Here is a 22,089-nt window from a genome sequence, read left to right as displayed (position 1 = left end):
AGCGTCCGATCTGCCATGACCCGCATTCCGGACATGGCCGACCGCAGAACGAACATCCGACTCGGGGAGATCCACCGTGCGCGCCATCCGCCACCGCCGCCGGTCCATACCGGCGCTCGCCGCCCTCGCGGCCGCCGCCGTCGCCGCACCCGTCCTGCTGACCGCCACTCCGGCGGCGGCCCACCCGCGGGAGGGCAGGCTGGCCAAGGAGCTGGTGGAGGAGGTCACCGCCAAGGGCGCCTACCGCCACCTGAAGAAGTTCCAGCAGATCGCCGACGCCAACGGCGGCAACCGCGCCGCCGGCACGCCCGGCCACGCGGCCTCCGCCGCCTACGTGCACGACACGCTGAAGAAGGCCGGGTACCAGGTCTCGTACCAGGACTTCGACATCCACGAGGCGCACACGAAGACGGAGCGGACCACCGTCCTCGGCCAGAACTCCCGCGAGCTGGCCACGGCCGCCTTCACCTTCACCAGGTCCACCCCGGCCGGCGGCCTGGCCGCGCCGCTCGCCCTCGCCCGGGTCGACGAGACCCCCGGCTGCACCGCCGACGACTACCCGGCCGGTGCCTTCGCCGGGAAGATCGCCCTGGTCAAGCGCGGTGCCTGCACCTTCGTGGAGAAGCAGCGGGCGGCCGCCGCGGCCGGTGCCGTCGGCGTCATCGTCTACAACCACAGCGGCACCACCCCGGTGCGCGGCGGGTTCTCCTCGCCCGACGAGGGGATCATCCCGAGCGCCGGCATCACGCTGGCCGACGGCGAGGCGCTGACCGCGGCCGCCGCCCAGGGCGAGGTGAGCGTACGCCTGGACCTGGACCAGGAGCACGTGAAGAAGACCACCCGCAACGTGATCGCCGAGACCCGGGGCGGGCGTTCCGACCGGGTGGTGAGCCTCGGCGCGCACCTGGACTCGGTTCCCGAGGGCCCGGGCATCAACGACAACGGGTCCGGCTCGGCCGGTCTGCTGGAGGTGGCGCTGAAGCTGGCCGACGAGGGCGCCAACAAGAAGGGCAAGGGGCCCGCCAACAAGGTCCGCTTCGCCTGGTGGTCGGCGGAGGAGCTGGGCCTGCTGGGCTCGGAGCACTACGTCGCGCAGCTGTCGGAGAAGCAGAAGAAGGACATCGCGCTCTACCTGAACTTCGACATGATCGCCTCGCCGAACCCGGTGCAGTTCGTCTACGACGGCGACGACTCCGACAAGACGGGCGCGGGCGCCGGTCCGGCTGGCTCCGCGCAGATCGAGGCGCTGATCAACGGCTTCCTCGACAAGAAGGGCAAGCCGCACGAGGGCAGCGACTTCGACGGCCGCTCCGACTACGGCCCCTTCATCGCGAACGGCATCCCGGCCGGCGGCACCTTCACCGGCGCCGAGGGCGTCAAGACCGCCGAGCAGGCCAAGCGCCACGGCGGCACCGCGGGGGCCCCGTACGACCCGAACTACCACGGCGCGGGCGACGACCTGAAAAACCTGGACCTCAAGGTCTTCGACACCAACCTGGACGTGATCGCCCACGCGGTCGGCACCTACGCCGAGTCGCTGCGCACGCTGGGCAAGTAGGCCCGTAGCGCGGCCGGGGGAAACAGGCGGGGGCGGTGCTCGTACGAGCACCGCCCCCGCTGTCGTTACGGGTTCCTACCGGGTCCCCACCGGGTTACGGGAGGACCTTCTCGATCTGCACGCTGCCGGTGCCGGCGGCGGTGCCGCGGGCGTTGAGCAGCTGGACCTGGCCGAAGAACTGCCGGCCCTCGGGGGCCGCGCTGTTGACCAGGACGTTCGCCGAGACGGACGCCGAGGCGCCGTTGGCGAGGTTCACCGTGGCGCTCTCGTCGACCTGGACGGAGCCCAGGGCGGCCGAGAAGAACACGTCGCGGTAGTCGTACGTGGTGGTACCGGCCGGGATCGCGTAGCCGATGACCTTGATGCTGTAGGTGCCCGCGGCCGGGTTGACCAGGCTCACGGCCTCCTCGGAGTCGCCGTCGGCGGAGGTGCCGACCTTGACGCCGTCCTTGTAGACCTCGAGGTCGAGGTCCGCACCGGTGTCGGAGACCTTGCCGATGGCGACGTCGAGGCGGGAGACGCCCTCGCCGATGGTGACCTCGGAGGTCTGGGTCTCACCGTTCGCGATGGTCGGCTTGGCGACCTTCGCGGAGCCGAGCGGGCCGCCCTTGAGCTTGCCGCCGGAGATGGCCGCGGCGTCGTTCTTGACGGTCCACTGGACCGGCGCCGGGGTGCCCTGCTTGACCTCGGGGAGGACCTTGACCGCCGGGTCGAAGCCCGCGCCGAGGACGGAGACGTCCAGCTTGAACGGGTTGTCGAGCAGCGGCGACGTACGGCGCGACTCGACCTCGATCTCCCAGACGCCCGGCTGCGGTTCGGCGTACGAGCGCAGGTCGGGGCGGCAGGTGTTGGCCGGGTTGTCGTAGTTCGGGTAGCACTGGGTGGTCGCGCTGTCCTCGACGCCCACGCCGTACGGGTGGATCGAGATGAAGCGCGTCTGGCTGCCCGGCTTGAGACCGCCGAGGGCGACCTCCAGCGTCTTCGCGCCCTGCGGCACGGTGACGAAGTACGACTTGTGGCTGTTGCGCTGCACGGAGGAGGTGTCCGACAGCGTGTACTTCGGCGCGGTCAGCGGGCTGGCCGCGACGACGGTCGTCAGGATCTGCTTGTCGATGCCCTCGGTGGTCTCGTCGTCCAGCTGCAGGATGCCGCTGTGGACGCCGCCGGAGGTGGCCTTGGCCTCGACCTTGATGGTGACGGGCTTGTTCAGCGGCAGGGTGACGTAGTCGTAGCCGCCGATGACCTTGAAGGTGCCGTCGTTGTTGCGCCAGCTCAGGTTGTGCCGGGTGCCGTACTTGACGCCCGTGGTGCGGGTGACGACGACGTCGTAGACCTTCTTCTGGCCGACCTTGAGACCGCCCTCGCGGTCGTAGAGGCCGGTGCCGAAGCCCGGGGTCTTCAGGAACTGGTCGATCGCGGTGTCGACCGGCGCCTTGACGGTGAACTCGTTGGCCTTCGCGTCGCGCTGGATGGACTCCCACGCGCCGGGGACGTTGATCAGACCGGAGCCCTGGGCGTGCGCCGGGACGTCGTCGATCTTCTTCGCGGTGCTGGTGAGCGCCACGCGCAGGCTCGCCGGGGTCAGCTTGATGTTCTGCTGCTTGGCGGCCGAGATCAGCAGGGCGCTGGCGCCCGCCGCCTGCGGCGAGGACATCGAGGTGCCCTGGAGCATGCCGTAACCGGCCGGCAGGGTGTAGCCGGCCTCCTTCACGGGCGCGCCGGGCAGCCAGGTCTGGATGGTGTTGATGGCCGCGCCGGGGGCGGTGATGGTCGGCGTGAACCCGCCGTCCTCACGCGGACCGCGCGAGGAGAAGGGGAACATGTTGTACTTCTTGGTCACGCCGGAGCCGTAGTTGGCGGCCCAGGTCTCCTTGGAGACCGCGGCACCCACGGAGATGACCTTGTCCGCGAGACCGGGGTCGCCGATGGTGTTGACACCGGGGCCCTCGTTGCCCGCCGAGATGACGAGCTGGACACCGTAGGTGTCGATGAGGTTCTTGTAGAGCTCCGAGCGGGCGTTGTTGCCGTCGTTCAGCGCCGGCAGACCGCCGATGGACATGTTGACGATGTCCACGCCGCGGTTGACGACCAGGTCGATCATGCCCTCGGTCAGCGCGATGTTGGTGCAGCCGCCGGACCAGGAGCAGGCGCGCGAGGAGACGAGCTTCGCGCCGGGCGCCTCGCCGTTCATCTTGCCGCCGAAGAGGCTGTTGGCGGCGGTGATGCCGGCGACGTGCGTGCCGTGCTCGGACTCGATGATGCCGACGTTGACGAAGTCGGCCTTCTTGCCGATCCAGTCACCGCCCAGCGGGTCCATCGGGACGTCCTTGCGGATCTCGATCACGAACGGGATGCGCTCGGCGACGTCGGTCGCCGGGTTGTCCGTGCCGAAGTAGCCGATCTGGTAGCCGTCCTTGTACGGCTTCATCGGCTCGTTGTTCGTGAAGTCGCCGTCCTGGTCGGTGTCGACGCGGACGGTGCCGGCGGCGACGTCGTAGAGCAGGCCGAACCGGTCGGTGGTGTCCCCGTCCCGGTTGACGTCGCCCTTCATGTCGCCCGTGGCGGTGATCGACTCGCTGAACCGGCTCCACTGGAAGTTGCCCTCGGGGGCCTTCCAGCTCTGGCCGCCCGCGGTGAAGGCGCCGCCCGCGGAGGTGACCGGAGTGATCTGGGCGCGCCAGGTGGCGTCGCCGTCGGTGATCGGGTCGGTGGCCGTCACCCAGTCGACGATCTTGCGCTCGCCGGTGGTGGTCGTCTGCAGGGCCGGGTGGCCGAGGTCGACGCCCGAGTCCATGATGCCGATGGTCACGCCACGGCCGTCGGCCTGCGGGTTCTTCTTCACGAAGTCAACGGCACCCGTCTCGAAGGACGGGTTGTACGGGTTCTTCGCCGGGGTGTTCTTGTCCGGCGCCGGGTACGTCTCGGCGGCGGTCTTCTTGACCGCGCCCGACTCGCCCTTGGCGTCGGGACGGGGGTCCGGCAGCTGGATCTCGTGCCGCAGGTCGATTCCGTGCACCGAGGACAGCTTGGCGGCCGCCTTCAGCGCGGCCTCCGCCTTGCCGGTGGGCAGGGTGGCCCGCACGTAACCGAGGTTGTCGTACGTCTGGCCCACCGAGGCGCCCTGGACGGCACCCAGCTGGTCGGAGACCTGCTTGGTCTGCCCGGGGGCGGTCGCGACCATGACGGTGACGTTGGCGTCACCCTTGGCCTTGGCCTCCTGAAGCAGCTCGGCATCGGCCGAACCGAGCTTCTGGTCGGCGGACTTGACCGCGGGCGTGGTGCCCGGGGTGTCCGCGCCGGTCGCCGCGAACACGGGCGCGGCGCCGGTGGCCGCGAGGGCGGCGACCAGACCGGCCGCGGCCGCGACGCGCGCGACGCGTCTGGCCCCGGGTATGGAGCTGGGGGATTCGAGGGTCATCAGCATCCCTGGTAAGTGAAAGATACGGTCCGGAATTCGGTGCCGGATGACCGGTCAGCTTTCCTCACGCGACAGCTCTTTGGGGAGGGTTGTCATTGACCGAGACCTGCCATGGCGGACTCTCGCCAGTGCGGCGTATGCGCCAGCAGGGCCGTACCGGGGCACAGTGGTGCGAACCAAGGGTGCCGAAGAGTAGATTTGTAGACTTTCCCGCCTTGCCGTGATGAACGGTCCCAGAGCGGGTGTGACAGATTCCGGGCGCTCAGCGCTCGCGCGTGCGCGCGTAGTGGCGCGAGGCCTTCGCCCGGTTTCCGCAGGCGGCCATCGAGCACCAGCGCCGGGTGCCGTTGCGCGAGGTGTCGTGGAAGTGCAGGACGCAGGTCTCGGACGCGCACCTGCGGATCCGGCCGGGCGCGCCGGCGAGCAGTTCCAGGTAGTCCCGGGCCGCCGTCCACGCCGGACCCCAGGTCGGGTCGTCGAACTCGGTGCGCTCGCCCGGGCCTTCGGCGGTCAGGGTGGCACGGATCCGGCCGTGTTCCAGTACGGCGTCGACCAGCGTACGGGCGCTCTCGTCGGCCGGGTCCGCGACCGCGCGGGCCAGTGCCTCGCGTGCGGTCAGCAGGTGGACGAGGGTCGCCGCGTCGGCGCGGAAGCGCTCCGCGAGGCCGGTGCTCTCCAGCCAGACCGCGAGTCCCTGCACCCGGGTCAGCCCGGCCGCTCCGGCGAAGAGGTCCTGCGGCTCCCCCTCGGTCACCCAGCGGGTGTTGAGCAGATCGAGTGCGACCGGCTCCCCGGTCAGGGGGCGTGGGTCCGCTGCCGTCATGTCCCTCTCGCCCTTCTCGCCGGGTGGCTAACCCTTTAAGGGTACGTGAGCGGTTGACCCCACCCGACCTAACCTTTAATCTGGATATGGAAGGTTAGGTAGAGGGTGTGGGAATCCTGGGGAAGGAGCCGTCATGACCTACCACCGGGGCGCGCTGGCCGTGCAGGAGCGGGTCGGCGTACGGGAGCTCGCCGAGCACGTCGGCCGCTCGATCGGCGCGGGCGTCGGGGACGTCGCCGCGGCCTTCCTCGGGCTCCAGCCCCACCTGGTCGTCGGTGCGGCCGACGCCTCCGGGCGGATGTGGGCCTCCCTGCTCACCGGACCGCCGGGCTTCGTACGGGCCACCGGGCCGGACCGCGTCACGGTCACCGGCGGACTGCCGGCGGACGATCCGCTCGCCGACGCGCTGGCCACGGACGGGACCGGGGTCGGCACCCTCGCGCTCGACCCGCGCACCCGGCGCCGGATGCGGCTGAACGGGACCCTGGAGCCGACCGGTCGCGGATTCGCGGTCCGGGCCGAGCGGGTCTTCGCCAACTGCCCCAAGTACCTCCAGAAACGGCAGCCCCTGGAGCTCGCCGCGCAAGGAGCCGGTGTCGTGTGGCGCGGGCACGCCCTCACCCCCGACCAGGAACGGGCCGTCCGCGCCGCCGACACCTTCTTCGTCGCCACCGCCGCCGAGGCGGACGGGGTCGAGGCCAGTCACCGGGGCGGGCTGCCCGGCTTCGTCGAGGTGCTCTCGCCGACCGAACTGGCCTGGCCGGACTACGCGGGCAACGCCATGTTCCTGACCCTGGGGAACCTGACCGTCGATCCGCGGGCGGGGCTGCTCTTCCCGGACTGGGAGAGCGGGGCGGTCCTCCAGCTGAGCGGCCGGGCCGAGACAGAGTTCGGGGCCGACGGGAGCCGCCGCACCCGCTTCCGGGTGGAGTCGGTGGTGGAGGGTCTGCATCCGGGGCGGCTGCTCTGGAGCACCCCGGAGTACTCGCCTCACCTGGGGAGCACCACCAGATAGGCGGCGGGTTCGCGGTCGCCGGACGCCGTCAGGGCGGTACGGACCACCGCGGCCTGCTGCTCGGGCCAGTCGCGGAGCTTGCGCGGGGTGATGTGGATGACGGTCACCCCGAGCCGCTCCAGCGTCTCCCGCTTGCGGACGGACTCCGACCACTCCTCGTCCTCGCCCTGGCGCGGGGCGCGCGTGTCGATCTCCAGGGCCACGGACTGCTCGGGCCAGAACGCGTCCACCCCGCCGAGGTGCGGGCCGCCGGGCAGCCGCAGGTCCACGTTCCACACGGGCTCCGGCAGCTCGTAGCCCCGTACGAGGTGGTACAGCCGGTCCTCGGCGATGGCGCGGCCCTCGGCGAGGAGCGACTCGACCGCGTCGACCACGTGCGGCCGGTTCAGCAGCCGCGCCACCGTCAGCTCCCGTACGACGGCGGCCGGTTCGCAGTGCCCGCCGCGAACGGCCTCGCTGAGCAGGCGGCGTACGGTGCCGGCGTCGGAGAGCTGGGCGACCGCGTCGGCGACGGCCCGCGCGACGGGAGCCACCGGCAGGCCGGTCACCTCCTGGGAGCGGGGCGGGGTGTGCGCCCGCACGATCCGCACGTCACCGGTGGAGCGCAGCCGCCGGGTCCCGGGCACCAGCACGTCGATGTGCGAGAGGGCGAGCAGCGCGGGTGCGGAGGCGAACCGGTACAGGGCCAGCGCCGCCAGCCCGGTGATCATCGCCTCGCCCGCGCCGCGCCGACCCGCGTACAGCAGCGCGGCGTGCAGCCGCTCCTCGCTGGTCGCGGGGCCGGAGTGGAGCAGGAACACCCCCGGCAGGATCTGCTGCCAGGGCCGCTCGGCGGCGTCGGAGGCGGTGACGCCGTGCTCGCGCAGCTGGGCGAGGGTGAGCACGCGGGGGCGGCTGCCGGTGAGGTGGGCGAGGGGGAGGGGTGCGTTGTGGTTCATGACGCGGTGATTCCCTCAGGCCATGGCCTTGCTAACCCCTGTTACACGCTCGTCGACAAATCCGGACAAGCTGGGGCTAAAGTACGGGCGTTCGACTGCCGATGGGGTGCGCCGCCGCCCGCCGGCCGGGGCTCCGCCCCAGACCCCGGTCCTCAAACGCCGGACGGGCTGAAAATCCAGCCCCGCCGGCGTTTGAGGCGCGGGGGTTCGGGGGCGGAGCCCCCGACAGCGGTGCCGCAGGCTAGTTGGCGGCCGCCGCGTCGCAGGCCTGGGCGCGCAGGGCCCTGGCCAGGTCGTCGCGGGCCTCGACGACCAGGCGGCGCAGGGCCGGTGCGGCCGAGGCATGGGCCGACAGCCACGCGTCAGTGGCGTCGAGCGTGGCCGAGTCGCCCTGCAGCGACGGGTACAGCCCCTTCACCACATCCATCGCGATCTGGATCGACCGGTCCGCCCACACCCGCTCGATCACCTCGAAGTAGCGCCCCGCGTAAGCCGCCAGCAGGCCCCGCTGCGAGGACTGCTGCATGCCCGCGATCGTCGCCTCCACCAGCGCGTTGGACAGCGCGTCCGATTCGACGACCGCCGCCCACGCCTGGTCCTTGACGGCCTCCGACGGCCGCGCCGCCAGGCACCGCACCTGGTGCCGCTTGCCCGACGCCGTGTCGTCGCGCGCCAGTTCGGCGGCGAGCACCGCCTCGTCGACCGCCCCGTGCGCGGCCAGCGGCAGCAGGAAGTCCCAGCGCAGCTCCTGGTCCACGTCCAGCCCGTCGATCCGCGCCGAGCCCTCCAACAGCCCCAGCAGCAGCTGGAAGTCGCCCTCCGTGGCCGCGCTCGCCGCGAAGAAACGGGCCCAGGTCAGCTGGTGCTCCGACCCCGGCGCCGCCAGCCGCAGCTGGTGCAGCGCGCCCGCCGCCAGGTCGCGGCCGCCCTGCTCGCGCCAGTCCGGTGCCGCGTAGTGCGTGACCGAGGTGAGGGCCTGCGCGTGCAGCTGCTGCAGGACGCCGACGTCCGTCTCCCGGCCCGCGTGCGCCAGGACCAGCTGGACGAAGTCGCGCGCCGGCATCAGGCCGTCCCGCGTCAGGTTCCACAGCGCCGACCAGCTGAGCGCGCGGGCGAGCGGGTCGGTCAGGTCGCCCAGGTGGGCCCGCAGCGTGGCCAGCGAGCCCTCGTCGAAGCGGATCTTGCAGTAGGTGAGGTCCTCGTCGTTGACCAGGACCAGGTCGGGCCGCTCCGCGCCCGCCAGCTCGGCGATCACGGTCCGCGCGCCCGCGACGTCCGCGTCGGCCCGCGCGTAGCGGACCAGGGATCCGTCGGACTCCAGCCGGTACAGGCCCACCGCGATCCGGTGCGGCCGCAGCTCCTCGCCCTCCTGGACGACCGCCAGCTCCGTCACGCGCCCGCCGGCGTCGTACGTCACCACCGGGGCGAGCGCGTTCACGCCCGCCGTCTGCAGCCAGGCCCGCGACCACGTGGCCATGTCCCGCCCGGAGACCTCGGCGAGCACCGACAGCAGGTCGTCCAGGGTGGTGTTCCCGTACGCGTTGGCCTTGAAGTAGCGCCGCGCGCCCTCCAGGAACGCCTCCCGGCCCACGTACGCCACGAGCTGCTTCAGCACCGACGCGCCCTTGGCGTAGGTGATGCCGTCGAAGTTCAGCTTCGCGTCCTCCAGGTCACGGATGTCGGCCGTGATCGGGTGCGTGGACGGCAGCTGGTCGGCGCGGTAGGCCCACGCCTTGCGGTTGTTGGCGAAGGTGACCCACGCCTGGTCGAAGCGGGTGGCCTCGACGAGCCCGAAGGAGCCCATGAAGTCCGCGAAGGACTCCTTCAGCCACAGGTCGTCCCACCACTTCATGGTGACGAGGTCGCCGAACCACATGTGCGCCATCTCGTGCAGGATGACGTTCGCGCGCCGCTCGTACGAGGCCTGCGTGACCTTGCCGCGGAAGATGTACTCCTCCCGGAACGTCACCAGCCCCGGGTTCTCCATCGCGCCCAGGTTGTACTCCGGCACGAAGGCCTGGTCGTACTTCCCGAAGGGGTACGGGTAGTCGAAGATCTCGTGGAAGAGGTCGAAGCCCTGCTTGGTGACCAGGAAGACGTCGTCCGCGTCGAAGTGCTTCGCCAGGCCCTTGCGGCACATCGCGCCCAGCGGGATGGTCAGGTCCCCGCGCGTGTAGGTGTCCGTCACGTAGTGGTAGGGGCCCGCGACCACGCACGTGATGTACGTGGAGATCGGCGCGGTCTCGGCGAACCGCCACACGCCCGCCTCGCGGGACTCCTCCGCGCCGTTGCTCCACACCTGCCAGCCCTCGGGGGCGGTCACCTCGAAGCGGTACGGCGCCTTCAGGTCCGGCTGCTCGAAGTTCGCGTAGACCCGCCGCGCGTCGGCCGGCTCGTACTGGGTGTAGAGGTAGACCTCGCCGTCCTCCGGGTCCACGAAGCGGTGGAGGCCCTCGCCGGTCCGGCTGTACGCGCAGTTCGCGTCCACCACCAGGACGTTCTCGGCGGCCAGGCCGTCCAGGGCGATCCGCGCCCCGTCGAAGACGGCGGCCACGTCCAGCGCCCGCCCGTTCAGGGTGACGGAGTTCACCGAGGGGGCGATCAGGTCCGCGAAGGTGGAGCTGCCGGCGGCCGCGGACCGGAAGCGGATCGTCGTCACCGATCGGAACGTCCGCGGGCCCTCGGCCGGTTCGGCCTCGTCCACCGCGGACGTGATGTCGAGGACCACCTCGTACCCGTCGACGGACAGCAGTTCGGCCCGCTCACGGGCCTCGTCGCGGGACAGATTCTCACCGGGCACGTGCACTCCTTCGTGCGTGATCGCGTTCTTGTGTCGAATCCTCGCACGAGGGGAATGCGTGCGGCGGCGTCCTGGTTGGCCACGGTGAACATGCGCCAGCGATGACCTTTTTCCGACTGTGACGAGACCGAGGAGAGACATGACCGAGACCCAGGTGCGCGAGAAGACCCCGGTCGACTTCTGGTTCGACCCGCTCTGCCCTTGGGCCTGGATGACGTCCCGCTGGATGGTCGAGGTCGAGAAGGTCCGCGACGTCGAGGTCCGCTGGCACGTGATGAGCCTTGCCGTGCTGAACGAGAACAAGCTCGACGAGCTGCCCGAGACCTACCGCGAGCTGCTCGGCCCCAAGGGCTGGGCTCCGGTGCGCGTGGTGATAGCCGCCCAGCAGAAGCACGGTGACGAGATCACCGGCAAGCTCTACACCGCGCTCGGCACCCGCATCCACAACGACGAGAAGGGCCCGACCCGCGAGGTGATCGCCGAGGCGCTGGCCGAGGTCGGCCTGCCGGCCGAGCTGCTCGCGTACGCCGACTCGGACGAGTACGACGAGGTGCTGCGGGCCTCCCACAACGACGGCATCGACCGCGTGGGCCAGGAGGTCGGCACCCCGGTGATCTCCGTTCCGGGCGCCGAGGGCGACGTGGCCTTCTTCGGCCCGGTCGTCACCCCGACCCCGCGTGGCGACGCCGCCGCCCGGCTGTGGGACGGCACCCTGCTCGTCGCCTCCACCCCCGGCTTCTACGAGATCAAGCGGACCCGCACCAAGGGCCCGTCCTTCGAGTAGGACCTGCCGGCACGCACAGAAGACCCCCGCGAGTCACGTCCTCGCGGGGGTCTTCCGTTCTACATGCCCCGCCGGTGAAGGTTGAGAAGACGATCACGAGGCTGGGGGCACCTCCCGGCCGAAGGCTGGGGGAGGGCTCTGCGGTGTGCGATCAGCCCTTGACGGGGATCAGCAGCGGGGTGTTCGCCTTGGCGTCGGCGTAGCGCTTGGCCACGTCCTGCCAGTTGACGACATTCCACATCGCCTCGATGAAGTCCACCTTCTGGTTCTTGTACTGCAGGTAGAAGGCGTGCTCCCAGGCGTCGAAGACCAGGATCGGGGTGCTGGCCACGCCGATGTTGCCCTGGTGGTCGTAGACCTGCTCGACGACCAGGCGGCCGCTGACGGGCTCGTACGCGAGCACGCCCCAGCCGGAGCCCTGGGTGGCGGAGGAGGCGAAGGTCAGCTGCTTCCTGAACTTCGCGAAGGAGCCGAAGGACTCGGTGATCGCGTCGGTCAGGTCGCCCAGGCCGTCGGCCGCGGTGGGCTCGCCGCCGCCCTCGCCGGTCTTCGGGCTGGCCATGTTGTGCCAGTAGATGCTGTGCAGGATGTGGCCGGAGAGGTGGAACGCGAGGTTCTTCTCGAGGCCGTTGAGCGCGCCCCAGTTCTCCTTGTCGCGCGCCTCCGCCAGCTGCTCCAGCGTGTTGTTGGCGCCCGTGACGTAGGCCGCGTGGTGCTTGTCGTGGTGCAGCTCGATGATCTGCGGGTTGATCACCGGCTCCAGCGCCGCGTAGTCGTACGGAAGCTCAGGAAGCGTGTAGATGGCCATGCGTGTTATCCGGTCCCCTCAGCGTGCCAATCGCTAATTGCAATTAATGCGCAACTGCACGCTAGCAGTATCTATTCCTCTCCTCACGTAAGGGTTGCCTCTCTTGTCGGGACCTCCGGAACGCCGGAGGCCGGGCCCATGCGATCGCATGAGCCCGGCCTCTGACGTGCCGTTCGGTGCGGGTGTTACGCCGCTGCGCGCACCGCCGCGGCCCGGCGCTGCAGCACGTAGCCGGTCACCGCGAGGGCGACGGTCAGCTGGCCGGTGAAGATCACCTGGACCCGGGTGTCCTCGCCCAGCGCCATCAGGACCAGCACCCCGGCCACCCCGGCCAGGGCCACCCAGGTCAGGTACGGGAAGCCCCACATCTTCACGACGAGCTGCTCGGGGGCTTCCCGGTCCAGCCGCCGGCGCAGCACGAACTGCGAGACCGCGATGAAGCCCCAGACGATCAGGATGACCCCGCCGACCATGTTCAGCAGCCAGGCGAACAGGGTGTCCGGGTACCAGTACGAGAGCAGCACGGTGACGAAGCCGAAGCCGCAGGAGGCGAGCACCGCCCGGCGCGGCACCCCGCCGGAGACCTTGCCCAGCGCCTTGGGGCCCTGGCCGCGGGAGACGAGGGAGTAGGCCATGCGCGAGGAGCCGTAGATGTTGGCGTTCATCGCGGACATCAGGGCGATCAGGATGACCACGTTCATGATCTCGCCGGCGGCCGGGATGCCCAGGTGGTCCAGGGCGGCGGCGTAGGGGCCGTCCGCGGTGACGGCCGGGTCGTTCCACGGCAGCAGGGTGACGATGACCAGCATGGAGCCGACGTAGACGATCGCGATCCGCCACATGGTGGTCCGCACGGCCTTGGCCACGCCCGCCACGGGGTTCTCGGACTCGGCGGCGGCGATGGTCACCGTCTCCAGTCCGCCGTACGCGACGACCGAGGCCAGCAGTCCGACCAGCAGGCCGTCCATGCCGTTGGGCAGGAACCCGCCGTCGTGCAGCAGGTTGGCGGTGCCGGGGGAGGAGGTGCCGGGCAGCAGGCCGAGGACGGCCAGGACGCCCAGGCCCAGGAAGAGTCCGATCGCGCCGATCTTGAGGGCGGCGAACCAGAACTCGAACTCGCCGAAGTTGGAGACGGCGGCCAGGTTCGAGCCGCAGAACACCGCCATGAAGACGAGGACCCACATCCAGGAGGGGGTGCCCGGGAACCAGCCCGTCATGATGTGCGCCGCGCCGATGGCCTCGATGGCCACGCCCACGCAGAGCAGCGTCCAGAACATCCAGCCGGCGGTGAATCCCGCCCAGGGGCCGATCGCCCGCTCGGCGTGGACCGAGAAGGACCCGGAGGCGGGGTTGGCGGCGGACATCTCGCCGAGCATCCGCATCACGAACATCACGAGCAGCCCGGACGCGGCGTACGCGAGCACGATCGAGGGACCGGCGGCGGCGATGCCGGCTCCGGAGCCGACGAAGAGCCCGGCGCCGATGACCCCGCCGAGGGCGATCATCGAGAGGTGGCGCTGCTTGAGCCCGTTGCCGAGGGGGGATCCGGCGTCGGTGGCGTCGGCCTGCGGCGGTTCGGGGGGTGCGACGGTGCTGCTGTGGCTCATGGGGTGGGTGCCTGTCAGGTGCGGGGGTGGAGCAGGCCCCAGTGTGCCGAGTGTCCGATCACCGGACGTTTGGTGTCCGATATTCGGACGGCCGCTTCACGGATCGTGATCACATCCGCACGACCCGGGAACGGCAGGATCCGGGAACGGCAGGATCCGGGAACGGCAGGATCCGGGAACGGCAGGATCCGGGAACGGCAGGACCCCCGCGCCGGAGCGCGGGGGTCCTGTGATGCATCGGGGGTGGAGCCGGGGTCAGGCGGCCCGCCGCTCCCGTACGAAGGCCACCACGAGGACGAGGGCCGCCGCGCCCGTGGACCACAGGAGCTGCGGCCGGGCCGAGTCGTCGAACAGCATCAGGACCAGCACCGCCGCCATCCCGACCAGCGCCGCCCACGTCGCGTACGGGAACAGCCACATCGGCAGGGTCAGCCGCTCCGGCATGTCCCGCTCGATGATCCGCCGCAGCCTCAGCTGGGAGACCGCGATCAGCGCCCACACGAACAGCAGCACCGCCCCGACCGCGTTGAGCATGTAGAGGAAGATCGTGTCCGGCCACAGCAGGTTCAGCACCACCGACACGAAGCCGAAGGCCACCGAGGCGAACACCGCGCGCCGCGGCACGCCGCCGCCCGACACCTTCAGCAGCGACCTGGGCGCCTCGTTGCGCTCGGCCAGCGAGAACACCATGCGCGAGGACCCGTACAGGTTGGCGTTCAGCGCCGACAGCAGGGCCACGAACACCACGACGTTCATGATCTGGCCGGCCCCCGGGATGCCGATCGAGTCGAGGACGGCCACGTACGGGCTCTGGCCCGGCTCCAGCGAGTCCCACGGCAGCAGGGTCACGATGACCAGCATCGAGCCGACGTAGAAGAAGAGGATGCGCCACACCGCGCTGCGCACCGCCCGGGACACCGAGCGCGCCGGGTCGTCCGACTCGGCGGCCGCGATGGTGACGACCTCCAGGCCGCCGAAGGCGAAGATGACGGCGAGCATGCCGGCGACCACTCCGCCGAAGCCCGCGGGGAAGAAGCCGCCGTGGCCGGTGAGGTTGGCCATGCCGACCGGATCGGTGTCCGGGAGGACGCCGAAGATCGCGAGGGTGGCGAGGATCAGGAAGAGCACGATCGCGCCGACCTTGAGGGCCGCGAACCAGAACTCGAACTCGCCGAAGTTCTTCACCGCGGCCAGGTTGCTCACGGTGAAGACCACCATGAAGAGCAGCACCCAGACCCACTGGTCGACGGCGGGCACCCAGCCGTTGGCGATCTTCGCCGCGCCGGTGGCTTCCACGGCCAGCACCACGACCAGCAGGAACCAGTACAGCCAGCCCGCCGAGAAGCCGGCCCAGCGGCCGAGCGCCTTCTCCGCGTAGACCGAGAAGGAGCCGGAGGCGGGCATCGCGGCCGACATCTCGCCCAGTGCCCGCATCACGAGCATCGCGAGGACGCCCGCGAGCAGGTAGGAGCAGATGATCGCGGGACCGGCGATACCGATGCCGGCTCCGGAGCCGACGAACAGACCGGCGCCGATCACGCCGCCCAGACCCAGCATGGTCAGGTGGCGCTGCTTGAGGCTGTGGCTCAGCGGTTCCGCGGGCAGGTCGCCCGTCGTGGGAGGTGCGTCGTGCAGGGGCTCACGCATGAGGGGGTGCTCGTACTCTCGTTCGGCCCAGCGGTGGTGGGGGCTCCGCAACTGGATTGGCGGGACCCTACAGTCTCACTGAGCGGCGGCCATCCGTGCAAAACGGACGTGCGGTTGGATGTTCCTCGTGATGAGGATCACGCCGGCGTGATGGAGGGGGCCGGGCTTTGTCCGATCCCCACCAATCGAGGGAGTGGGGCTTTGTCCCGGGCAGCGGTGGGGCGGCGCGGGGCCGCGGACTAACGTCGGATCGTCCTGCCCCCACCCCCTCCCGCGGAGCCCCTCATGAGCACTGCTTCCGTCTCCCTCCGGCCCGGCGCCGTCCTCGCCGACCTGCTGCCCGCGAGCCGCGTCCGCGACATCGCGCTCGTCGCCGGCGGCGCCGCGCTGACCGGGCTGGCCGCCCAGGTCGCCGTCCACGTCGACGGCCTGGCCGCGCCGATCACCGGCCAGACCTTCGCCGCGCTGCTCGTCGGCACCGCGCTCGGCGCCGGCCGAGGCTTCCTCTCGCTCGCCCTCTACACCCTGGTCGGCATGGCGGGCGTGCCGTGGTTCGCGGACGGTGCCTCCGGCGCGGGCGGCGCGACCTTCGGGTACGTCCTCGGCATGCTGCTGGCCTCCACCCTCGTCGGCGCCCTCGCCCGGCGCGGCGCCGACCGCTCGGTCCTGCGCATGGCCGGCGCGATGGTGCTGGGCTCGGCCGTGATCTACGCGGTGGGCGTGCCGTACCTGATGGCCGCCACCGGGATGTCCCTCGGTGTCGCCGTCGCCAAGGGCCTGGTCCCGTTCCTGATCGGCGACGCCCTCAAGGCCGCGCTGGCCATGGGCGTCCTGCCGGCCGCCTGGAAGCTGGTCGGCCGCCGCGGCTGAGGCCGAGCGGTCCCCGAACGCGCCGGAGCCCGGCCCGCCTGATGAAGGCGGGCCGGGCTCCGGCGTATCTGCACGTGCGATCAGCCCTGCAGCGCCCGCTTGCGGCGGAAGTCCAGGACCACGCCGACGAGCACGACGACACCGGCGACCAGCGTGGACAGGGTGACGACCTCGCGGTTGGCGTCGTCCACGAACATGTAGCCGATCACGAACATGATCAGTGCGGCGGTGGCCCAGGTCAGCCACGGGAAGAGCCACATCTTCACGGTCAGCTTCTCCGGGGCCTCGCGGACCAGGATCCCGCGCATCCGCAGCTGGGTGAAGCAGATCACCAGCCAGACGAAGAGCGCGATGGCACCCGAGGAGTTGAGGAGGAAGTTGAAGACCGTGTCCTTGAAGGCGTAGTTGAAGTAGACGGCGACGAAGCCGAAGACCGTGGAGCCCAGGATCGCGGCGACCGGGACGCCCCGGGAGTTGACCTTGGCGAACGCCTTGGGGGCGTCGCCGCGCTCACCGAGCGAGAAGGCCATGCGGGAGGCGGTGTAGAGGCCCGAGTTCAGGCAGGAGAGCACGGCGGTCAGGACGATGACCTCCATGATCGTGCCGGCGTGCGCGATGCCGATCGAGTCCAGGGCGGCGACGTACGAGCCCTTCTCGGTGATCGACTTGTCGTTCCACGGGAGCAGCGTCAGCACGATGAAGATCGAGCCCAGGTAGAAGACGCCGATCCGCCAGATGACGGAGTTGGTGGCCCGGGTGACCGCCTTGCGGGGGTTCTCCGACTCGCCGGCCGCCAGGGTGACGATCTCGCTGCCCATGAAGGAGAAGACGACCATCAGCACACCGGTGAGGACCGCGCCGTAACCGTTGGGGAAGAAGCCGCCCGCGTCGGTCAGGTGCGCGAAGCCCGCGCCCGGGTTGTCCGAGCCCGGCAGCAGGCCGAAGACGGCCAGCATGCCGACGATCACGAAGGCGCCGATGGCGACGACCTTGATGCCCGCGAACCAGAACTCGAACTCACCGTAGGAGGCGACCGAGCCGAGGTTGGTGGCGGTCAGCACCGCCATCACGATCAGCGCCCAGCCCCACTGCGGGACGGCCGGGATCCAGCTCTCCAGGATGGCTGCACCGGCGGTGGCCTCCACCGCAAGCACGACGACCCAGAAGAACCAGTACAGCCAGCCGATGGAGAAGCCGGCCCAGCGGCCGAGCGCGCGGTCGGCGTAGGCGGAGAAGGAGCCCGAGTTCGGACTGGCGGCAGCCATCTCGCCCAGCATCCGCATCACGAAGACCACCATCGCGCCGACCAGCGCGTAGGAGATCAGGATGGCGGGACCGGCCTTGGCGATACCGCCACCGGAGCCGACGAAGAGGCCGGCGCCGATGACGCCGCCGATGGCGATCATGGAAAGGTGGCGGTTCTTGAGACCGGCCTTCAGACCGTCGGAGGGCCGGCCCTCACCGATGTTGTCGGTGGGGTCGCCTTCCTTCTGGAGGGTCGTCGTGGAGCTCATGGACGGATCCTTAGGTTCTCGGGTTGCGAGCCCCGGCATTCAAACCTGAGATGAACGCAGGACGGAAGACCTCAATCCGGATCGTTGCGTTTGGGCGAACGTCCCGGACCGGGGTCCTCCCGTGTCCCATCTGCGCTCTTTGGGTTTACTTGAGCTTTAGAAGTGACTTACGCGACACCCCCTGCGGGCCGTGGGACCCCTTCGTGCCACACTCGTCCCATGCGCGTGTACCTCGGATCCGACCATGCCGGCTTTGAGCTCAAGAACCACCTGGTGGACTGGCTCAAGAACAACGGCCACGAGCCCGTCGACTGCGGGCCCCACATCTACGACGAGGTGGACGACTACCCGCCGTTCTGCCTGCGTGCCGCCGAGCGGACCGCCGCGGACGAGGGCAGCCTCGGCATCGTGATCGGCGGCTCCGGCAACGGCGAGCAGATCGCCGCCAACAAGGTCAAGGGCATCCGCGCCATCCTCGCGTGGAGCGTCCAGACCGCCGAGCTGGGCCGCGAGCACAACAACGCCAACGTCATCTCCGTCGGCGGCCGCATGCACAGCCAGGAAGAGGTCGTCAGCTTCGTCGACACCTTCCTGAAGACCCCGTACTCCGGTGCGGAGCGGCACACCCGCCGCATCGACATGCTCACCGCCTACGAGCAGACCGGCGAGCTCCCCCCGATCCCGGCCCACCACCCGCAGGGCTGATCCCGCTTCCGGCCGTGCCGCTCCCTCCGGGGGTGGCACGGCCTTTTCATTCTTCTCAGGAGTCCGCCGTGCCCGAGGGGCATACGATCCACCGCCTCGCCCAGGACCACACCGAGCGGTTCGCCGCCCGCCCGGTCCGCGTGAGCAGCCCCCAGGGCCGCTTCGCCGAGAGCGCGGCCCTGCTCGACGGGCGCGCACTGGAGAGCGCGGAGGCGCACGGCAAGCACCTCTTCCTCGAACTGGGCGACGCCTGGATCCACATCCACCTCGGACTCTTCGGCAAGCTCGGCTTCGGCCCCGCCCCGGCGCCGCCCGCGACCGACACCGTCCGGCTGCGGCTGCTGAACGCGGAGCACTACGCCGACCTCCGCGGCCCCACCGCCTGCGCACTGATCGGCGAGGGCGAGAAGAAGGCGATACACGAACGGCTCGGCCCCGACCCGCTGCGGCCGGACGACGACCCGGACCGGGCCTGGAAGCGGATCTCCCGGTCCCGCACCACCGTCGCCGCCCTGCTGATGGACCAGAAGATCGTCGCGGGCATCGGCAACGTCTACCGCGCCGAGGTCCTCTTCCGGCACGGCATCGACCCGTACCGCGCGGGCAAGGACCTCACCCGCGCCGAATGGGACGCCATGTGGGCGGACCTGGCCGCCCTGATGCGCGAGGGCGTACGGAACAACCGCATCGACACCGTCCGCGACGAGCACCTGCCCGAGGCGATGGGCCGGCCGCCGCGGGTCGACGACCACGGCGGCGAGGTGTACGTCTACCGCAGGGCGAACCTGGCCTGCCACATCTGCGGGGGCGAGATCCGCACCGCCGATCTCGCCGCCCGCAACCTCTTCTGGTGCCCGGCCTGCCAGCAGCGCTAGCTTCTGCCCGGACCTAGAAGCCGTGGGGGAGCCACGGTGCCACGTCCCCGGCGAAGGCGCGCGAGGCCTCCGTCAGCGCGCCCGGGCGCAGCTCGCGCACGAAGCCGGCCGCGGCGAGCGAGGCGAGGGTGAACCCGCCCAGGTACGCCGAGCCGAGCTCCCGGACCGACAGCTCCAGGTCCGCCGGCTCCTCGGTCCGCGTGCAGCGGGCGGCGCCCTTGGCGTCGGCGACCAGCCGCCACCGCCCCGCGTTCCACGGGCAGAAGGCGTCCCCGACCTCCAGGACCACGTCCATCGGCGCCCCGTACGTCCGCGCCTCCAGCGCCGCCGCCAGGTCCACCAGCCGTACGTGCAGCGAGTCCCGGACCCGCGGCTGCGACCGCCGTACGTCCGTGACCAGGTGCAGCACCGGATCGTCCACCGGCCGCCGGGGCGCCCGTACGCTCCACGTCAGGTCGATCGAGAAGAGGAAGCGCCACAGCGCCGCGCACGCCGCCGGATCCAGCGCGTCGAGGTCGCTCACCTCGACCTTGCCGTCCGAGCCGGACCGGCTCCAGTCGGCCTTCACCCGGTAGCGCGCGTACCCGATCACCTCGCCGTCCGCCCGCTCGGCGACCACGCACTTCAGCGGTGACGCACCGGAGCGCATCCCCGGCGGGTCCAGCAGCGACTGCCCCTCCCAGCCCGGCTGCCGGGCCGTCATGCCCGGCCGCCGCGGGACCAGCGCCGCGTACACCCGCTCGCAGTCGGCCAGCGCCTCCGACGGGTCGGCGAGGCGCAGCCGCACCTCGTCCGTCCCCGGCGGCACGGACAGCCGTACCCGCGTCGTGTCGATGTCCACTTCGAGGGCGTACGTCGCGGTGCCGTAGCCGAACCGCCCGTAGATCGCCGGATCCGAGGCCGTCAGCACGGCGATCGGTTCGCCACCCGCCCGGATGTCGTCCAGTTGCCGCCGCATCAGGGAACTGAGCACCCCGCGCCGGCGGTGGGTGGGGGAGACGCCCACCATCGTGACCCCGGCCGCGGGGACGACCGCCCCGCCCGGCACGGAGAGACGGAAACTGAAGGCACCGGCCGAGCCGACGCACGCGGCGCCGTCCCAGACACCGAGCGAGCGCTCCGCTTCCGTCAGCGCCTTGTAGAGGTTCCGCTCTTCGGGGGATTCGGGCACACCACCGAACGCCAGTTCCAGGTGGTCGTACCAGACATCCCACTCATCAGCCTGCAATACGCGCATCTCAAGAGCCATACGGCCATCCCTATCAGGGCATTCCGTCCCGGTCGAAGTGTTTTCGGGCGCCGACGGGCTCCGGGTCCGGGGGTACCCCTGCGCATCCACAGCCAGGATGGATAGGGTCCCGAAGCAATGGCCGGAGCACGCGTGGAATCCCTCATGGCCCGGATGCGCATGCTGTCGCACCGGGGCCGCACCGCCCTGCGCAAATCCGCGGTCGACTACTTCCGCGGCGACGCCTCCGACTGGCTCGCCTTCGCCGGGCTGCTCCTGACCATCCCCGCCATCGCCTGCGGCACGATGATGCTGCCCGTCTGGTTCTCGCCCTCGGCGCTCGTCCTGCCGATCGTGGCCGGGGGACTGCTGCTGCGCCCCGCCAGCCTGCTCGGCCTGTACGCCGCCTCCGCGGCCGCGCTGATCGTCGAGGCCGTCGTGCTCGGCCCCTACACCCAGGGCCCGGCGCGCGTCACCCCCGGCACCGTCCTCGTCGTCGCCGCCTGCGGGTTCTTCGGACTGGTCATCGCCCAGTTCCGCAGCCGCGTCGGCGTGCCCTGGCGACGCGGCGGCACCATGCTCTTCGACCTGCGCGAGCGGATCCGCGTCCAGAGCAAACTGCCCGCCCTGCCGCGCGGCTGGCACCGCGAGATGGCCCTGCGGCCGGCCGGCGGACAGTCCTTCTCCGGCGACTTCGTCGTCGCCGCCCGCACCAACGGCGGCCGCACCCTGGAGATCGTCCTGACCGACGTCTCCGGCAAGGGCATGGAAGCAGGCTCCCGCGCCCTCCTGCTCTCAGGAGCTTTCGGCGGCCTGCTCGGCGCCCTGCCCCCGCACGGCTTCCTGCCCGCCGCCAACGGCTACCTGCTCCGCCAGGACTGGGACGAGGGCTTCGCCACCTCCATCCACCTCGTCCTCGACCTGGAGACCGGCGACTACGAACTCCTCTCGGCCGGCCACCTCCCCGCCCTCCAGCTCTCCGCGGGCACCGGCCGCTGGCAGGAGAAGTCCGGCGAGGGCCCGCTGCTCGGCGTCTACGACGGCGCCGAATTCACCCCCGCCCGCGGCAACCTCCGCCCCGGCGACGTCCTCATGCTCTTCACCGACGGCCTCGTCGAGACCTCCGACCGCGAGATCAGCGAGGGCATCGACCGCCTCACCGGCGAGGCCGACCGCTACGTCGCCGCCGGCTGGGACGGCGCCGCCTGGCACCTCATCGAGAAGGTCGCCAAGGACGTCAACGACGACCGCGCCCTCCTCCTCATCCGCCGCTCCGCCTGAACAAGCCGGCGCCCCCGCCGCGCCGGGGCTGCGCCGCTCGGGCGGGGTGTGGGGTGGGCCGGTTGTGCGGGGTGGCTGCGCCGCTCGGGCCGGGCTTCGTGTGGGGGCCGGTTGTGCCGGGGTCGGGCGCGCGCCGGGGTGTCTCCTCGGACGCCGAACGTGACGAGGGGTCGGAGAGATCGGCCCCGTTGCGTTCGGCGCCCTGCGGGGATCACCCC

At 71.0% G+C, this 22,089-nt stretch carries 16 protein-coding genes; 7 read left to right on the top strand and 9 right to left on the bottom strand.

Annotation, left to right across the window (positions count from 1 at the left end; all coding sequences use genetic code 11):
* The first annotated feature begins 76 nt into the window (after positions 1–76).
* Positions 77–1,558 carry a M28 family metallopeptidase gene (locus tag ACFYZ4_RS22635; protein ID WP_351304850.1) on the top strand — a complete coding sequence of 494 codons (1,482 nt, stop codon included), beginning with the start codon at positions 77–79 and terminating at the stop codon, positions 1,556–1,558.
* 94 nt (positions 1,559–1,652) lie between these two features.
* Here the strand turns inward: ACFYZ4_RS22635 and ACFYZ4_RS22630 are convergent, their stop codons facing one another.
* Positions 1,653–4,976, bottom strand: a complete 3,324-nt coding sequence (locus tag ACFYZ4_RS22630) for a S8 family serine peptidase (RefSeq protein ID WP_390784656.1) — start codon at positions 4,974–4,976, stop codon at positions 1,653–1,655.
* A gap of 262 nt (positions 4,977–5,238) precedes the next feature.
* The gene (locus ACFYZ4_RS22625) at positions 5,239–5,799 is read right to left on the bottom strand and encodes a CGNR zinc finger domain-containing protein (protein WP_351304225.1); all 561 of its coding nucleotides are present in this window, start codon (positions 5,797–5,799) and stop codon (positions 5,239–5,241) included.
* A 133-nt stretch (positions 5,800–5,932) separates the two neighbouring features.
* Between ACFYZ4_RS22625 and ACFYZ4_RS22620 the strand changes: the two genes are divergently transcribed.
* Complete coding sequence (locus tag ACFYZ4_RS22620; RefSeq protein ID WP_384353191.1) at positions 5,933–6,814, top strand: pyridoxamine 5'-phosphate oxidase family protein; 882 nt, start codon at positions 5,933–5,935, stop codon at positions 6,812–6,814.
* Here ACFYZ4_RS22620 and ACFYZ4_RS22615 read toward each other — a convergent pair.
* Together ACFYZ4_RS22615 and pepN are read right to left on the bottom strand one after the other, a co-directional pair.
* Positions 6,790–7,752 carry a hypothetical protein gene (locus tag ACFYZ4_RS22615; RefSeq protein WP_351304219.1) on the bottom strand — a complete coding sequence of 321 codons (963 nt, stop codon included), beginning with the start codon at positions 7,750–7,752 and terminating at the stop codon, positions 6,790–6,792. The two genes, ACFYZ4_RS22620 and ACFYZ4_RS22615, sit on opposite strands and share 25 nt — an antisense overlap.
* A gap of 241 nt (positions 7,753–7,993) precedes the next feature.
* Positions 7,994–10,552 (bottom strand): aminopeptidase N, encoded by a 2,559-nt coding sequence (gene pepN, locus ACFYZ4_RS22610; protein WP_390784655.1) that lies wholly within the window; start codon positions 10,550–10,552, stop codon positions 7,994–7,996.
* A 139-nt stretch (positions 10,553–10,691) separates the two neighbouring features.
* On the opposite strand from pepN, the gene ACFYZ4_RS22605 reads away from it, so the two are divergent.
* Entirely contained in the window at positions 10,692–11,336 is a 645-nt protein-coding gene (locus tag ACFYZ4_RS22605; protein WP_351303809.1) for a DsbA family protein, read from the top strand.
* Positions 11,337–11,487: 151 nt separating this feature from the next.
* Here the strand turns inward: ACFYZ4_RS22605 and ACFYZ4_RS22600 are convergent, their stop codons facing one another.
* The 3 genes from ACFYZ4_RS22600 to ACFYZ4_RS22590 form a co-directional block, all read right to left on the bottom strand.
* Positions 11,488–12,144 (bottom strand): superoxide dismutase, encoded by a 657-nt coding sequence (locus ACFYZ4_RS22600; RefSeq protein WP_351303812.1) that lies wholly within the window; start codon positions 12,142–12,144, stop codon positions 11,488–11,490.
* A 185-nt stretch (positions 12,145–12,329) separates the two neighbouring features.
* The gene (locus ACFYZ4_RS22595) at positions 12,330–13,751 is read right to left on the bottom strand and encodes an amino acid permease (protein ID WP_390784654.1); all 1,422 of its coding nucleotides are present in this window, start codon (positions 13,749–13,751) and stop codon (positions 12,330–12,332) included.
* Positions 13,752–14,006: 255 nt separating this feature from the next.
* The gene (locus tag ACFYZ4_RS22590) at positions 14,007–15,398 is read right to left on the bottom strand and encodes an amino acid permease (protein ID WP_351303817.1); all 1,392 of its coding nucleotides are present in this window, start codon (positions 15,396–15,398) and stop codon (positions 14,007–14,009) included.
* Positions 15,399–15,683: 285 nt separating this feature from the next.
* Here ACFYZ4_RS22590 and ACFYZ4_RS22585 point away from each other — a divergent pair, with 285 nt between their 5' ends.
* On the top strand, positions 15,684–16,268 hold the full coding sequence (locus ACFYZ4_RS22585; protein ID WP_390784653.1) for a biotin transporter BioY: 585 nt from the start codon (positions 15,684–15,686) through the stop codon (positions 16,266–16,268).
* An 80-nt stretch (positions 16,269–16,348) separates the two neighbouring features.
* On the opposite strand, the gene ACFYZ4_RS22580 is transcribed toward ACFYZ4_RS22585, so the two are convergent.
* The gene (locus tag ACFYZ4_RS22580) at positions 16,349–17,782 is read right to left on the bottom strand and encodes an amino acid permease (RefSeq protein ID WP_351304411.1); all 1,434 of its coding nucleotides are present in this window, start codon (positions 17,780–17,782) and stop codon (positions 16,349–16,351) included.
* A gap of 219 nt (positions 17,783–18,001) precedes the next feature.
* Here ACFYZ4_RS22580 and ACFYZ4_RS22575 point away from each other — a divergent pair, with 219 nt between their 5' ends.
* Positions 18,002–18,487, top strand: coding sequence for a ribose-5-phosphate isomerase (locus tag ACFYZ4_RS22575; protein WP_351304408.1), 486 nt, complete (start codon positions 18,002–18,004; stop codon positions 18,485–18,487).
* Between the two features lie 68 nt (positions 18,488–18,555).
* Positions 18,556–19,362, top strand: coding sequence for an Fpg/Nei family DNA glycosylase (locus ACFYZ4_RS22570; protein WP_390784652.1), 807 nt, complete (start codon positions 18,556–18,558; stop codon positions 19,360–19,362).
* A 13-nt stretch (positions 19,363–19,375) separates the two neighbouring features.
* Here the strand turns inward: ACFYZ4_RS22570 and ACFYZ4_RS22565 are convergent, their stop codons facing one another.
* Complete coding sequence (locus tag ACFYZ4_RS22565; protein ID WP_390784651.1) at positions 19,376–20,611, bottom strand: GNAT family N-acetyltransferase; 1,236 nt, start codon at positions 20,609–20,611, stop codon at positions 19,376–19,378.
* A gap of 117 nt (positions 20,612–20,728) precedes the next feature.
* On the opposite strand from ACFYZ4_RS22565, the gene ACFYZ4_RS22560 reads away from it, so the two are divergent.
* Positions 20,729–21,871: a PP2C family protein-serine/threonine phosphatase gene (locus ACFYZ4_RS22560; RefSeq protein WP_384353213.1), complete on the top strand. Its 1,143-nt coding sequence runs from the start codon at positions 20,729–20,731 to the stop codon at positions 21,869–21,871.
* The last annotated feature ends 218 nt before the right edge of the window (positions 21,872–22,089 follow it).

The organism is Streptomyces sp. NPDC001513, from assembly GCF_042894695.1.
Lineage (GTDB): Bacteria > Actinomycetota > Actinomycetes > Streptomycetales > Streptomycetaceae > Streptomyces.
The sequence above is the reverse complement of the archived record's forward strand: the minus strand, read 5'-3'. Positions and strand labels throughout refer to the sequence as shown.

Bases quoted from the DNA above. Each gene is read 5' to 3' on its own strand.
- ACFYZ4_RS22620 (WP_384353191.1), top strand. From the start codon at position 5,933: ATGACCTACCACCGGGGCGCGCTGGCCGTGCAGGAGCGGGTCGGCGTA.
- ACFYZ4_RS22630 (WP_390784656.1), bottom strand. From the start codon at position 4,976: ATGACCCTCGAATCCCCCAGCTCCATACCCGGGGCCAGACGCGTCGCG.
- ACFYZ4_RS22625 (WP_351304225.1), bottom strand. From the start codon at position 5,799: ATGACGGCAGCGGACCCACGCCCCCTGACCGGGGAGCCGGTCGCACTC.
- ACFYZ4_RS22580 (WP_351304411.1), bottom strand. From the start codon at position 17,782: ATGAGCTCCACGACGACCCTCCAGAAGGAAGGCGACCCCACCGACAAC.
- ACFYZ4_RS22590 (WP_351303817.1), bottom strand. From the start codon at position 15,398: ATGCGTGAGCCCCTGCACGACGCACCTCCCACGACGGGCGACCTGCCC.
- ACFYZ4_RS22565 (WP_390784651.1), bottom strand. From the start codon at position 20,611: ATGGCTCTTGAGATGCGCGTATTGCAGGCTGATGAGTGGGATGTCTGG.
- ACFYZ4_RS22560 (WP_384353213.1), top strand. From the start codon at position 20,729: ATGGCCGGAGCACGCGTGGAATCCCTCATGGCCCGGATGCGCATGCTG.
- ACFYZ4_RS22585 (WP_390784653.1), top strand. From the start codon at position 15,684: ATGAGCACTGCTTCCGTCTCCCTCCGGCCCGGCGCCGTCCTCGCCGAC.
- ACFYZ4_RS22575 (WP_351304408.1), top strand. From the start codon at position 18,002: ATGCGCGTGTACCTCGGATCCGACCATGCCGGCTTTGAGCTCAAGAAC.
- ACFYZ4_RS22595 (WP_390784654.1), bottom strand. From the start codon at position 13,751: ATGAGCCACAGCAGCACCGTCGCACCCCCCGAACCGCCGCAGGCCGAC.
- ACFYZ4_RS22615 (WP_351304219.1), bottom strand. From the start codon at position 7,752: ATGAACCACAACGCACCCCTCCCCCTCGCCCACCTCACCGGCAGCCGC.
- ACFYZ4_RS22600 (WP_351303812.1), bottom strand. From the start codon at position 12,144: ATGGCCATCTACACGCTTCCTGAGCTTCCGTACGACTACGCGGCGCTG.
- ACFYZ4_RS22605 (WP_351303809.1), top strand. From the start codon at position 10,692: ATGACCGAGACCCAGGTGCGCGAGAAGACCCCGGTCGACTTCTGGTTC.